We start from the raw sequence: 12757 nt of genomic DNA, 5'->3' as shown, positions 1-12757 counted from the left end.
ATTATGAGCAAAAGCAGGAATTAGGTGATTCGAGAAGGGAAAGATCAGGAAGTAGCACAAATGGTGCCAAATTGGTCAGTGAAAGGACAAGAGAGAGAAAATTCCCCCTAAGCAGGGGGAATCAGCATTAAATTTTGGCCAGCGTTTTCGCTGTTGTCTGATGGAAAAAAAATTTCAGAATTAAATTCAGCAGAATGCCATAAGCAGGCAGGAAGAAAAGCATGCAGATGAATAACTTGAAAGCATAATCCACACAAGCAATTTCTACCCAATGCGTCGCCATGAAGACATCAGTGCTGTGATAAAACGCGATAAAGAAAAAAGCCATCGTATCAAGCATGTTGCCAAAAAACATGGCGGCAGCCGGTGCTATCCACCAGCGGCTTTTTTGGCGCAGACGATTGAAGACACCGACATCCAATATCTGGCCGAGCACGTAAGCCATAAAACTGGCGGTCGCAATCCGGGCGACAAAGACATTAAAGGTTGCCAATATTGCGAACCCCTGCCATGTCCCCTGGAAAAACAGCGCCGAAATCAGATAAGAGATCAACAATGCGGGTAGCATAACAGAAAGGATGATCCGGCGAGCCAAAGGCGCACCATAAATACGCACCGTCAGATCAGTAGCTAAAAAGATAAAGGGAAATGTAAATGCTCCCCAAGTGGTATGAAAACCAAAAATGGAGATGGGGAGTTGCACCAAATAGTTACTGGAAGTGATGATCAGAATATGGAAAAGTGAAAGCCAAATTAAGGCTGCCGCTCGCTGTTGCGCAGTCAATTGAAACATATTGTACCTTTTTGGTGGATGGGGTGAGGGAACCCAAAAAATCAACGTAGTTAAACGATTAATGCACCTGAAAATCAGATGGTTAGATCATACGCGCGTTGATGAATAAAAGTAAAGTACAGTGATTGGCGATAGTTTGTAATATAATTCATCCCCATCGTATTGTTTGAAGCTACAGAGATTGTTATGTCCGATGTTTTTGCCAACCCTGACAAAACGCTTGATACGTTGGGGCTACGCTGCCCGGAGCCAGTAATGATGGTGCGCAAAACCGTCCGCCATATGGCTGCTGGTCAGACATTGTTGATTATTGCCGATGATCCGGCAACAACCCGTGATATTCCGGGGTTTTGTCGTTTTATGGATCATGCCCTGATCGCTAAGGAAACAGGGCAAGCCCCTTATCGCTACCTGCTCAGAAAAAATGAAGCGTCTGCCTAATCGCGCCGTTTAACCGATAGAAAGACGTCATTTTGACCGCTTCTCAAGAATGGGGGTGGACTTGCTGGCAGAAAAAAGAAACTGTGCTACGCTTGAAATATGGCATTGAGTTCATTATCACCTCGCTGGATGCCATACTTCCTTTTTCCTTTAATAGCATTTGGCATTGCTTATGCAGTGGTCATTTTGAAAAGGTGCATCGTATTAACCTGCACCTTTTCGTTTATTTATTCCTTTTGTGACATTTCATTATGGCTTCTGCGATTTGACGCGCAATAACCGAACTGCGTTCGCTGTGACTAGCGCAGTAGCGCCTGAATCGGCCAGAACCGCCATCCATAGCCCGGTGATCCCCAATAGGCTGGTGATAAGAAATATCGCCTTCAGACCCAACGCAATCGTGATATTTTGTCGGATGTTATAATGAGTTGTTCGGGACAGGGCGATAATTTCCGCTAAGCCTGTCAATCGATTATGTGTCAGAGCGGCATCGGCAGTTTCTAGTGCGACGTCAGTACCACTGCCCATAGCAACACCGATGCTGGCGGCTTTCATCGCCGGGGCATCGTTGATGCCATCGCCGACCATCATGGTGCAATGCTTTTTATTCAATGCGGTCACGGCGGTGACTTTATCTTCAGGCAGTAAACTCGCGCGGTAATCAATGCCTAACTGTCCGGCAATGGCGGCTGCGGCGCGCGGATTATCACCGGTCAGCATCACGGCGTCGACGCCTTGTTTTTTCAGGAGACGGATAGCGGCTATAGCGTCCTGACGCAATGTATCTTGCATCGCAATCAATCCGATAAATTGCCCATTCTGAGTGACGGCTACCGCTGTTTTTCCTGCCTCTTCCAGTTCAGTCACTCGCTGTATCCATTTCTCGGACAGCGTATTTTCCGGTAATCTTCCCGGGGCTGCGACGAGAATTTTTTGGCCTGCCAATTGCCCTTCAACGCCGATTCCTGCCAGTGCCTTGCGATGTTCAGCTTCGACAACGGTCACGTTTTTGCTTTCTGCCGCCTGCAAAATCGCTTTTGCTAATGGATGATGAGAGCCACTTTCTACTGCCCCTGCCAGTGTCAGCAGGGTTTCTGTACTGATATTTTCCACGGGCTCAATTTCCGTCACCTGTGGTTTTCCTTCGGTTAATGTCCCGGTTTTATCCAGCGCAATTGTGGTCACAGCACCAAGTTGTTCCAATGCTGCACCACCTTTGATGAGGGCGCCACGACGAGTAGCGGCGGCCAGCGCGGAAGTTATTGCGGCAGGCGTTGAGATGACCAGTGCACAAGGGCAGCCAATCAACAGCAGGGTAAGTCCACGGTAAATCCACGTTTCCCATGAACCGGCCAAAAAGAGCGGTGGGATCAGGACAACCAGCGCTGAGAATAAGATAATTAACGGTGTGTAGATGCGGCTGAACCGATCAATAAAGCGTTCAATCGGCGCACGGCGTTCTTCAGCTTCTTCAATCAGTTGAAGAATGCGATCAATGGCGTTGTGGCCGGGTTCAGAGATGACTTTCATCTGTACAGCACGATCGACAGAAAGGCAGCCAGCGGCAACTTTTTCCCCTTGTTGCCGTTCAACCGGAACAGATTCACCGGTCAGCGCACTTTCATCGAAACTGGCAAATGGACTGAGTAGCTCGGCATCGGTGGGTAAACGCGCCCCCGGTGCGATTTCAATGATATCTCCCGGTCGTAAATCCGCTGCGGGTATCGTTTTCTTTTTTCCCTCTTTGATCAGCAAGGCTTGATCGGGTACTAAGGCCATCAGGGCACTAACGCCACGGCGTGCGCGTCCGGCCGCGTAAGATTCCAGGATCTCCCCGAGTTTGAACAGGAGGATAACCATCGCCGCTTCTGCTGTGGCATCAATGAATAGGGCACCAATGGCCGCAACACTCATCAACGTCTCAATGGCGAAGGGCGTGCCAGAACGGATCAGTTTGAGCGCTTTGGTTGCCACCGGATATAACCCAATGAGTGTCGTGATGATAAAAGCAATCTGCCCTGCGGGAGCGTTAATTTTTGCGACTCCCCAACTGACGAGCATGAAGGCCGCCAGAATCAGAATTGGGGCGAAGGTCTTCCAATGATTGTCTGTCGGGAGTCGTTTGGATGCTGAATCCACCTCTTTGATTGCAAAACCGGCCTGTTTTACGGCTTGTTCTACGGAGGCACGAATATCAATATCAGCATCAACGACCAGCTTTTCCGTCGTAAACAGAACTTTGACCTGTCTGACGGCGGGGAGCTTCTTGACGGCATTTTCGATTTTTCCGGCGCAGCTTGGGCAATCCATGCCTTGGATAATCCAGTGAAAACGTTGTCCTGCAGTTAATTCGACGAGAGAGCTATCCTGTGTAGTATGTGCATGATCATGTGCACAGTGTGCATCGCTATGCTCAGATGCATGTTGATGAGAATGTTCATGGCCGCGATGGGAATGGTCATGACATTGATGTGCATGAAGATGTTCATCATTAGCAATACCTTGATGCTTTTCCTTTTGGGAAGCTAAGGCATTATGCTGTAGCTGCTTATGTTTTTTAGACGTGGGTAACATAGGCGTCCTCTCAGACAGAGTTAATGCAACGAGTTAATGCAAAATGCGTTTACATTCACTCTACACTTTGGAGTTAACTCCAGAGTCAAATCCAATAAGTCGCATTTTTTTGATGATTTGTGCTATTTAGTGTGAATTTTCATCATCAATAGGTATTCGTCTTGATCAAACACAAAGAGCGTCAATGAGTGATTACGCAAATGACTCATTGACGATTGCCGGTGTCTCTCTAACAGAAAGAAAACAGAATGGAATATCGGGTATGGGACGTTACTTTTGCGCTTGTTTTCTTTCTTTTTGTTGTTTTTTCTGCCAGGCCAATAGCTCAAAGACGCCGAAAAAGAAAATTTTGGTCTGTAGCAGGGCAGATAATTTCTGATCTTTAGGTTGGGAGCTTTTTAGTAGCAGCAACTGAAAAGCATGCATGATTATCGTAAACACCATTGCGATATCCATAAAATATTTCAATGGTTTTGGGAATGGGTGAAACACATTGAAGATCATGATACTCCAAACTAAGATCATGAGCCCCCTTCCTAACTGAATAAACATCATTGACTCCAAAATTGTGTTTAAGCTGTTCTGTTGCGCGATTATTGTTGACGAATATATAACCGGTAAGCGACTTGACCGGCGATTTTTTCCCGGTGTAGCTGCCAATGATGAGGCACCTCTGCCGCAGCCGATTCTGCTTCTGCCTCAACATAAATCCAACTTTCTTCAGCCAGCCAGCTATGCGTTTCCAATAAATGGATTGTTTCCGCCAACATGCCCTTACGGAATGGTGGATCGAGGAAAACCACATCAAAGGGGGTGCCGGTGCTGTTAAGGTATTGTAGTGCATTACCTTGTACGACATCGACATTTTCAGCATTCAGTAAGGTGAGGTTAGTCGACAGCTGTTTTGCCACATGGCGATCGTATTCAATTAAGGTCGCGTGACTTGCATAACGTGATAGCGCCTCAAATCCGAGTGCCCCGCTGCCAGAAAAACAATCCAGACAACGGGCTCCCTGGATTTTCGGCATAAGCCAGTTAAAAAGCGTCTCCCGGACGCGATCGGTTGTTGGGCGCAGGCCGTCACGATCAAGAACAGGTAATTTTCTGCCGCGCCATTTTCCGCCAATAATACGGATTTGTCCCAAAGACGCGCGTTGTGGTTTTTTGGTCATAATTTACATAACTTAAGCATTTGTCATCCAGTGCGATTCGATAATATCTGGCGGAGACAAAAAGTGAGTGAAAATGAAGAAATCCATTGATTAATTTACCATGAAATCCGCTATAGATATGTGTTGTGATGTGATGAAAATGTTAGACTGGATTTTATCACCGTTAGAACCTGTTTCAGTGGATATATTTGTTGGAGAGCAAGGTCGTCATTGGGATAGGCTGTTGTAACGCCATAATTAACCGCGAGGAGTGTAGTGGCCGATGGCAAAAGAGAAAAAAAAAGGTTTCTTCTCTTGGTTTGGACTTGGTCGTCAAGATAAGAAACAGCAAGAAGAACAAGCCGAACAAGAGAAGATCGTTGCAGAAGAGGCAGAACAGCAGCGTTTAGCGGAAGAAACGGCTCGTCGCGCCGCGGAAGAGGCAGAACAGCAACGTTTAGCGGAAGAAGCGGCTCGTCGCGTCGCAGAAGAAGCAGAACAGCAACGTTTGGCGGAAGAAGCAGCCCGTCGTGCCGCAGAAGAAGCAGAACAGCAACGTTTAGCGGAAGAAGCGGCTCGTCGTGCCGCAGAAGAGGCAGAGCAGCAACGTCTGGCGGAAGAAGCGGCTCGTCGTGCCGCAGAAGAGGAAGAGCAGCAACGTTTAGCAGAAGAAACGGCTTGTCGTGTCGCAGAAGAGGCAGAACAGCAGCGTTTAGCGGAAGAAACGGCTCGTCGTGCCGCAGAAGAGGCAGAACAGCAGCGTTTAGCGGAAGAAACGGCTCGTCGCGCCGCAGAAGAAGCAGAACAGCAACGTTTGGTGGAACAAGCCGCTCGTCGTGCCGCGGAAGAGGCAGAACAGCAGCGTTTGGCGGAAGAAGCGGCTCATCGCGTCGCAGAAGAGGCAGAACAGCAACGTTTGGCGGAAGAAGCAGCCCGTCGTGCCGCAGAAGAAGCAGAACAGCAACGTTTGGTGGAACAAGCCGCTCGTCGTGCCGCGGAAGAGGCAGAACAGCAGCGTTTAGCGGAAGAAGTGGCTCGTCGCGCCGCAGAAGAGGCAGAACAGCAACGTTTAGCGGAAGAAGCGGCTCGTCAGGCAGAGGCACAAGCAGTTCCGACGAAGGAGCAAGAACGACCGACTAAAGAAGGTTTTTTTGCTCGTCTGAAACGTAGCTTGGGGAAAACCCGCCAAAATCTTGGCTCCGGCTTTTTAGGGCTGTTTCGTGGTAAGAAAATTGATGATGACCTGTTTGAAGAACTGGAAGAACAGTTACTGATTGCAGATGTCGGTGTTGAAACAACCCGTAAGATCATTACTAACCTGACCGCTCATGCCAGCCGTAAGGAATTAAAAGATGCAGAAGCGCTTTACGCTAAACTGAAAGAAGAGATGTCGGGCATTTTGGCGAAAGTTGACAAGCCACTGGAAATTGAAGGTAAATCCCCTTATGTCATTCTGATGGTGGGCGTCAATGGCGTTGGTAAAACCACCACAATTGGTAAATTGGCACGTCAATATCAATCTCAGGGTAAATCCGTCATGCTGGCAGCCGGGGATACTTTCCGTGCGGCAGCGGTAGAACAACTACAGGTTTGGGGCGATCGCAACAAAATCCCTGTCATTGCGCAACATACGGGGGCAGATCCGGCCTCAGTGATTTTTGATGCCATCCAGTCAGCTAAGGCGAAAGGTGTTGATATTTTGATCGCAGATACTGCCGGACGTTTGCAGAATAAATCCCATCTTATGGAAGAGTTGAAAAAAATCGTTCGGGTGATGAAAAAACTGGACGAAGAAGCCCCTCATGAAATTATGCTGACGCTGGATGCAAGTACAGGTCAAAATGCAGTAAGTCAGGCTAAACTATTCCATGAAGCTGTGGGACTGACAGGTATTTCACTGACCAAACTGGATGGTACTGCGAAAGGCGGCGTGATCTTTGCGATTGCCGACCAATTTGAGATCCCAATCCGCTATATTGGTGTCGGGGAAGGCATTGAAGATCTCCGTCCATTTAAGGCAGATGATTTTATTGAGGCGCTTTTTGCCCGAGAGGATTAACTATCAATGATTCGCTTTGAACAGGTCAGTAAAGCCTATCTTGGGGGGCGGCAGGCACTGCAAGGGGTCGATTTTCATCTCCTGCCAGGAGAGATGGCATTTTTAACCGGCCATTCCGGTGCCGGTAAAAGTACGCTTTTGAAATTAATCTGTGGCATCGAACGCCCTAGTGCAGGCCATATTGGGTTTTCTGGCCATGACATCAGCCGACTAAAATCCAGAGAGATCCCTTTTCTGCGTCGTCAGATCGGCATGATCTTTCAGGATCATCACCTGCTTTTGGATCGCACGGTATACGAGAATGTCGCTATGCCGCTGATTATTGCAGGGGCAAGTACCGAAGATATTCGTCGGCGGGTATCTGCGGCATTGGATAAGGTCGGTTTACTGGACAAAGCGAAAAATTTCCCCATCCAGCTTTCTGGTGGAGAACAGCAACGTGTTGGTATCGCCAGAGCTGTGGTGAATAAGCCAACCGTACTGCTGGCGGATGAGCCGACCGGAAATTTGGATGGTGAGCTATCCGAGGGGATCATGCGTCTGTTTGAAGAATTTAACCGAGTCGGCGTGACGGTTTTGATGGCGACCCATGATACGGCGCTTATTGAACGAAGAAATTACCGTATCCTGACCCTGAATCAGGGGCGGATGCAAGGAGGGCAGCATGGTTAAGCATGTCCGTCATTCAGTGAAAAAAACACCGTCATCAAAATCCCGGGCATTGCGAGGTGGATGGCGTGTACAGTGGCGTTATGCGTGGAAAAGCACGCTGTCTGATATGCTTGGTCAACCACTGGCGACGTTGCTAACCATTATGGTGATCGCCATTTCCCTGACCTTACCGAGTGTGTTTTATATCGTTTGGAAAAACGTTAACCAGGCGGTAATACAGTGGTATCCCGTTCCACAACTCACGGTTTATTTGGATAAATCACTGAATGACAATAGCGCTAAGCAGGTGATTGATCAGTTAAAAGGTATGGATGGCGTAAAATCGGTGAATTATCTTTCCCGTGAAGACGCCGTTAACGAATTCCGGGCATGGTCGGGGTTTGCCAGCGCATTGGATTTGCTGGAGGAAAATCCGCTTCCGGCAGTCGCTATCGTATCGCCAACATTGAATTTTCAAGGAACTCAGGCAATAACGATATTGCGCGATCAGGTTGCACAGATTAAAGGGATTGAAGATGTCAGGATGGATGATAGCTGGTTTTCCCGCTTGACGGCGTTAGCGGCTCTGGTGGGTCAAATTGCGGCTGTCATCGGTATCCTGATGGTGGTTGCATTGCTGTTGGTTATTGGTAACAGTGTCCGGCTGAGTATTTTTAGTCGCCGTGAAACGATTAACGTCATGAAGCTGATTGGGGCAACAGATGGTTTTATATTGCGTCCTTTCCTTAATGGCGGAGCCTTGTTGGGGATACTGGGCGCCATATTCTCTCTGCTCCTCTCCGCTTTATTAGTCTGGAAACTTGCCGATATCGTTACAGACGTGGCGAGTGTTTTTGGGACAAGCTTTAAGCTGCATGGCCTGGGATGGGATGAATCACTCTTATTAGTGCTGGTTTCGGGTATGATTGGTTGGATTGCTGCATGGTTTGCGACAATTCAGCATTTGCGTCGTTTTCGGCCAGAATAAAGGTGATAGCAGGGCTTGCAAGTGAACTTTCTGACTTAGTCATTGCCTAATTCAGCGTTATGATGAGTATGACGATTCATCTAATTGAGATGATTTGAATATGAGTGCTATGATGGTAAAATAGACATGCCTTTGACTTGAATAAACCTTATGGGTTAATTTGAGCAAGCGTAAACAGCCTTCAATTTGGATCTGATTTTGAGAGAATTTGAATGACAAAAGAAATGCAAACTTTGGCATTAGTTCCACAAGGTAGTTTGGAAGGATACATCCGTGCCTCCAACGCTTATCCGATGCTGTCCGCAGAGGAAGAAAAGGAACTGGCAGAAAGGCTGCATTACCAGGGAGATCTGGATGCAGCGAAAAAGCTGATTCTTTCTCACCTGCGCTTCGTTGTTCATGTTGCCCGCAGTTATGCCGGTTATGGTCTGCCACAAGCGGATTTAATTCAGGAAGGTAATATTGGCCTGATGAAAGCGGTTCGTCGATTTAATCCCGAAGTGGGTGTGCGTTTGGTTTCTTTTGCTGTCCACTGGATTAAGGCAGAAATTCACGAATATGTACTGCGTAATTGGCGTATTGTGAAAGTTGCAACAACAAAAGCTCAGCGCAAGCTGTTCTTTAATTTGCGTAAAGCTAAACAACGTCTGGGGTGGTTTAATCAGGATGAAATTGATCTGGTCGCTCAAGAATTGGGCGTGACCAGCAAAGATGTCCGAGTGATGGAATCTCGCATGTCAGCGCAGGATATGGCATTCGATATGTCCTCTGATGATGACAATCATGATAGCAATCCTGTGGCGCCGGTGCTGTATTTGCAAGACAAAGCTTCTGACTTTGCCGATGGCATTGAAGAAGATAACTGGGAAAACCATGCTGCAGATAAGCTTTTTGTGGCGATGGAAGGACTGGATGAGCGTAGCCAAGACATCATTCGTTCCCGTTGGCTGGATGATGACAACAAAATCACTTTGCAAGAACTGGCGGATAAATACGGTGTATCCGCCGAACGTGTTCGACAGCTAGAAAAAAATGCAATGAAGAAATTGCGGCTGGCTATTGAAGCATAAACAGTTAGACTGATTAATGTATCTCATTAGTTGAGTCAAACTTGTTAGATTGAAAAGCGATAATTTATTTTATCGCTTTTTTTATGAGCGTATATGAGTTGGTTTTACGATCCTTCATTTCTACCTTCATCCTTTGGTGTATTGGCTCTTACCGGGTTAATCATGCCGAAAAATCTGCCTCAGCGCGCCGAGGAAATGCATGATGAAAATTGTGATTGCCCCTGATTCATTTAAGGAAAGCCTGAGTGCCTTACAAGTAGCGCAGGCGATAGAGCGGGGATTTAAGGAAGTTTATCCGCAAGCAGACTATATCAAGATACCCATGGCAGATGGTGGTGAAGGGACAGTAGAATCACTGATCGCCGCGACAGGGGGTAAACGCATTGTCTGTTCGGTCATAGATCCTTTGGGGCAGCCGGTAGAGGGATGTTTTGGTTTGCTTGGGGATGGAACGACGGCGGTTATTGAAATGGCAACGGCATCTGGCTTGCAACGCGTCCCCATGGCGCAGCGTAACCCTATGATCACAACGAGTTATGGCACAGGAGAATTGATCCTGGCTGCGTTGGAACACGGTGTGAGTAAACTGATTTTAGGTATCGGGGGAAGTGCAACCAATGACGGTGGCGCAGGCATGATGCAGGCGCTGGGCGCGAATTTATTGGATGGCGATGGCCGTACTCTGCCATTTGGTGGTGCAGCATTAGCCCGATTGGAAAGCATCGATTTAACCAACTTTGATCCACGTCTCAGGCAAATTGAAATGACCGTTGCTTGTGATGTTAATAACCCATTATGTGGTGAACAGGGCGCATCAGCGGTATTTGGTCCACAAAAAGGTGCAACACCCGCGATGATTAAATCGTTGGATTCTGCCTTACATCATTATGGCATGAAAATAGAAGCCATGACGGGAAAACGCGTGATTACTGCTGCTGGTGCAGGCGCAGCCGGAGGGATGGGCGCTTCCTTATTGGGATTGTTGGGGGTGGAATTACAGTCAGGTATTGAGATTGTGATCGATACTCTGAAACTAGAAGACGCCATTCAGGGGGCGGATCTGGTTATTACCGGAGAAGGTCGCATAGATAGCCAGACGATACACGGAAAAACCCCGATTGGTGTCGCCCGTATTGCGAAAAAATGGGGGATTCCCACGATTGCGTTAGTGGGCGAAATGAGCCGGGATTATCATGTTGTGCATCAACATGGGCTGGATGCGGTGTTTTCCATCATACCCGGGGTGTGTTCTCTGTCAGATGCCCTTGCTAATGGCGCAGACAACTTGCAGGTAACGGCACGCAACATCGCTGCGGTTTGGGCAATGTCTCATTGGCGGAGCAGGGAATCGTAACTTGTTATGTACTCGGAAATAGCTGCAAATATTGGAAAATAACTCGCCGAAAGCGTTAACGGCTGATTGTTGATATCGTTGATGATGAGGGTTCTGATTGAGTGGGGTATGAAATACGTAAACCAGACAAGAGTCAGAAGCCTGAATGATCTCATTGGAATCAGTAGCACAACAAGCTTCTGACAAATTTCTCTTGTCCCATTTAACAACCATTCTTCCCGATAATTGTTTCAGCAATGGGAATATATTGATCCGTAAGTTTATTAACCGTATCGTCCTCTGTTTTGTTTTTATTGCAATCCTGGAAAAACCAAGCAATCGGAGTGTGTAATATCCAAGCAATTTCAACAAGATGATCTATGTTGATCCGATTGGTTCCTCTTTCATAACGTGAAAGCTGCTGTTGGCTGATACCAATTTGTTTTGCCAGCGCGGTTGCGGTGATACCTTGTTCCTTCCTTTTTGTTTGAATACGTTGCCCGACTAATAGGTTTGCACTTTCCATATCTTATCCTTTTTTAATCAGTAAGTTATGGCGTTATTAAGGCGACTTTTCGGAGCTTGACATATATTGGATTTTCACTCCGTTAGTTGCTCGTAAAAATAGAGAGGGTCTTGACAGATTGATGACTGCCCATGGCCTACCTATTGTTACCACTTGATCCGCCATTTTGTTTTCTGACATGCGTCTTTTTTTGTAATGACATGATTTTTATTAACGTTTTGTAAAAAACAGACCCTCACCGATGCAAAGAGCGTTTTTCCATGATATGAATCATTTTTCTCTGTTTTGTCGCTACCTCTACATATCTTTTTGGCTGTGTTACCAAATGCGGCTTAGACAGAATTCCTGTTCTCCTTGCATGAGAGATAACTCATCTTCTCCTCATTTTTGACTTATTGGATTTGATGTTATTGATTAAATTTAATTAATTTATTTTTAATAGTTTAAAAATACTTAAACAAGAAAATTCCTCAAAAGCTAAAAAATAGCCGCATAAACGCATATTATTCGACGTATTTCGCTTTTATTGATGATTTTCTTGAGATTTAAACTGGACAAAATATACCAAACTGTAAACATAATTCTAACATAATATAACCTAAGTCAAATTTCATTACACAATAAAAATCATTCCACTTAAAGTAATTTATAATATATGATTTTTTTCATTAAAAACATATTTTATTTTACCCAATTAATGTTATTGGTTAAAAAATGTGACCCTATGCCAACCAAGCACCACAAAAAAACCAGAACCAATCCAATAAAAATACCCATTAAAAACAAAATTTAATTCTATTTAAATTAAATATTTTAGATTATAAATCTAAACAAGACAGTTTGGTATAAAATGTTTTGTTTTCTAATAAAATTTTAGTGATTTAGCTTACATAGATAGATTTGATGGTTTTGGTTAGTGATTATGGACAATTTACAAAGTTTTCATTAAAAATAGCGTTTATTGTTACCTTTTTAACTGAATAGTTCCTTAACTTACCTAAAATTATCGCCCATTAAGCACGCTTGAGATTTTGCCAAAACAGCATAAATAACCCTCTTCGACAGGTATTCCGGTGGAGATGCTGGCGGGGAACAATAATGTCATAGCGTTGGGATCGCGGCTGAGGTGACAGCAGCAATATTCCGATAGATAAACATATCAATAATGTTT

11 protein-coding genes are annotated in these 12757 nt (G+C 45.9%); 6 read left to right on the top strand and 5 right to left on the bottom strand.

Going from position 1 to position 12757, the window contains the following annotated elements; all coding sequences use genetic code 11:
• Positions 1 to 127 precede the first annotated feature (127 nt).
• On the bottom strand, positions 128 to 793 hold the full coding sequence (locus XPG1_RS13690) for a 7-cyano-7-deazaguanine/7-aminomethyl-7-deazaguanine transporter (protein ID WP_045959547.1): 666 nt from the start codon (positions 791 to 793) through the stop codon (positions 128 to 130).
• Between the two features lie 186 nt (positions 794 to 979).
• Between XPG1_RS13690 and tusA the strand changes: the two genes are divergently transcribed.
• A complete protein-coding gene (gene tusA / locus XPG1_RS13685; protein ID WP_045959546.1) occupies positions 980 to 1234 on the top strand; it encodes a sulfurtransferase TusA in 255 nt (84 codons plus the stop codon).
• Positions 1235 to 1483: 249 nt separating this feature from the next.
• Here tusA and XPG1_RS13680 read toward each other — a convergent pair whose 3' ends face one another.
• From XPG1_RS13680 to rsmD, 3 genes are all read right to left on the bottom strand, one after another.
• Positions 1484 to 3808, bottom strand: coding sequence for a zinc/cadmium/mercury/lead-transporting ATPase (locus XPG1_RS13680; RefSeq protein WP_045959545.1), 2325 nt, complete (start codon positions 3806 to 3808; stop codon positions 1484 to 1486).
• Between the two features lie 270 nt (positions 3809 to 4078).
• Positions 4079 to 4360 carry a DUF1145 family protein gene (locus XPG1_RS13675; RefSeq protein WP_045959544.1) on the bottom strand — a complete coding sequence of 94 codons (282 nt, stop codon included), beginning with the start codon at positions 4358 to 4360 and terminating at the stop codon, positions 4079 to 4081.
• Between the two features lie 41 nt (positions 4361 to 4401).
• Positions 4402 to 4980, bottom strand: a complete 579-nt coding sequence (rsmD, locus tag XPG1_RS13670; protein WP_045959543.1) for a 16S rRNA (guanine(966)-N(2))-methyltransferase — start codon at positions 4978 to 4980, stop codon at positions 4402 to 4404.
• Positions 4981 to 5242: 262 nt separating this feature from the next.
• On the opposite strand from rsmD, the gene ftsY reads away from it, so the two are divergent.
• From ftsY to XPG1_RS13645, 5 genes are all read left to right on the top strand, one after another.
• Positions 5243 to 7018, top strand: a complete 1776-nt coding sequence (ftsY, locus tag XPG1_RS13665; RefSeq protein ID WP_045959542.1) for a signal recognition particle-docking protein FtsY — start codon at positions 5243 to 5245, stop codon at positions 7016 to 7018.
• Positions 7019 to 7024: 6 nt separating this feature from the next.
• Positions 7025 to 7690, top strand: a complete 666-nt coding sequence (ftsE, locus tag XPG1_RS13660) for a cell division ATP-binding protein FtsE (protein ID WP_045959541.1) — start codon at positions 7025 to 7027, stop codon at positions 7688 to 7690.
• Positions 7683 to 8657, top strand: coding sequence for a permease-like cell division protein FtsX (gene ftsX, locus XPG1_RS13655; RefSeq protein ID WP_045959540.1), 975 nt, complete (start codon positions 7683 to 7685; stop codon positions 8655 to 8657). Before ftsE ends, ftsX begins: the two co-directional genes overlap by 8 nt.
• Positions 8658 to 8869: 212 nt before the next feature.
• On the top strand, positions 8870 to 9727 hold the full coding sequence (gene rpoH / locus XPG1_RS13650) for an RNA polymerase sigma factor RpoH (RefSeq protein WP_045959539.1): 858 nt from the start codon (positions 8870 to 8872) through the stop codon (positions 9725 to 9727).
• A 202-nt stretch (positions 9728 to 9929) separates the two neighbouring features.
• Positions 9930 to 11081, top strand: coding sequence for a glycerate kinase (locus XPG1_RS13645; RefSeq protein ID WP_045959538.1), 1152 nt, complete (start codon positions 9930 to 9932; stop codon positions 11079 to 11081).
• A 202-nt stretch (positions 11082 to 11283) separates the two neighbouring features.
• On the opposite strand, the gene XPG1_RS13640 is transcribed toward XPG1_RS13645, so the two are convergent.
• The gene (locus XPG1_RS13640; protein ID WP_045959537.1) at positions 11284 to 11586 is read right to left on the bottom strand and encodes a helix-turn-helix domain-containing protein; all 303 of its coding nucleotides are present in this window, start codon (positions 11584 to 11586) and stop codon (positions 11284 to 11286) included.
• Positions 11587 to 12757: the final 1171 nt, after the last annotated feature.

The sequence above is a fragment of the Xenorhabdus poinarii G6 genome (assembly GCF_000968175.1).
GTDB classification, from domain to species: domain Bacteria; phylum Pseudomonadota; class Gammaproteobacteria; order Enterobacterales; family Enterobacteriaceae; genus Xenorhabdus; species Xenorhabdus poinarii.
Note: the sequence above shows the minus strand (reverse complement) of the source record. Positions and strands in the feature narration are given on the sequence as shown.

Bases quoted from the DNA above. Each gene is read 5' to 3' on its own strand.
- XPG1_RS13640 (WP_045959537.1), bottom strand. From the start codon at position 11,586: ATGGAAAGTGCAAACCTATTAGTCGGGCAACGTATTCAAACAAAAAGG.
- rpoH (WP_045959539.1), top strand. From the start codon at position 8,870: ATGACAAAAGAAATGCAAACTTTGGCATTAGTTCCACAAGGTAGTTTG.
- ftsY (WP_045959542.1), top strand. From the start codon at position 5,243: ATGGCAAAAGAGAAAAAAAAAGGTTTCTTCTCTTGGTTTGGACTTGGT.
- ftsE (WP_045959541.1), top strand. From the start codon at position 7,025: ATGATTCGCTTTGAACAGGTCAGTAAAGCCTATCTTGGGGGGCGGCAG.
- ftsX (WP_045959540.1), top strand. From the start codon at position 7,683: ATGGTTAAGCATGTCCGTCATTCAGTGAAAAAAACACCGTCATCAAAA.
- XPG1_RS13675 (WP_045959544.1), bottom strand. From the start codon at position 4,360: ATGTTTATTCAGTTAGGAAGGGGGCTCATGATCTTAGTTTGGAGTATC.
- XPG1_RS13645 (WP_045959538.1), top strand. From the start codon at position 9,930: ATGAAAATTGTGATTGCCCCTGATTCATTTAAGGAAAGCCTGAGTGCC.
- XPG1_RS13690 (WP_045959547.1), bottom strand. From the start codon at position 793: ATGTTTCAATTGACTGCGCAACAGCGAGCGGCAGCCTTAATTTGGCTT.
- XPG1_RS13680 (WP_045959545.1), bottom strand. From the start codon at position 3,808: ATGTTACCCACGTCTAAAAAACATAAGCAGCTACAGCATAATGCCTTA.
- tusA (WP_045959546.1), top strand. From the start codon at position 980: ATGTCCGATGTTTTTGCCAACCCTGACAAAACGCTTGATACGTTGGGG.
- rsmD (WP_045959543.1), bottom strand. From the start codon at position 4,980: ATGACCAAAAAACCACAACGCGCGTCTTTGGGACAAATCCGTATTATT.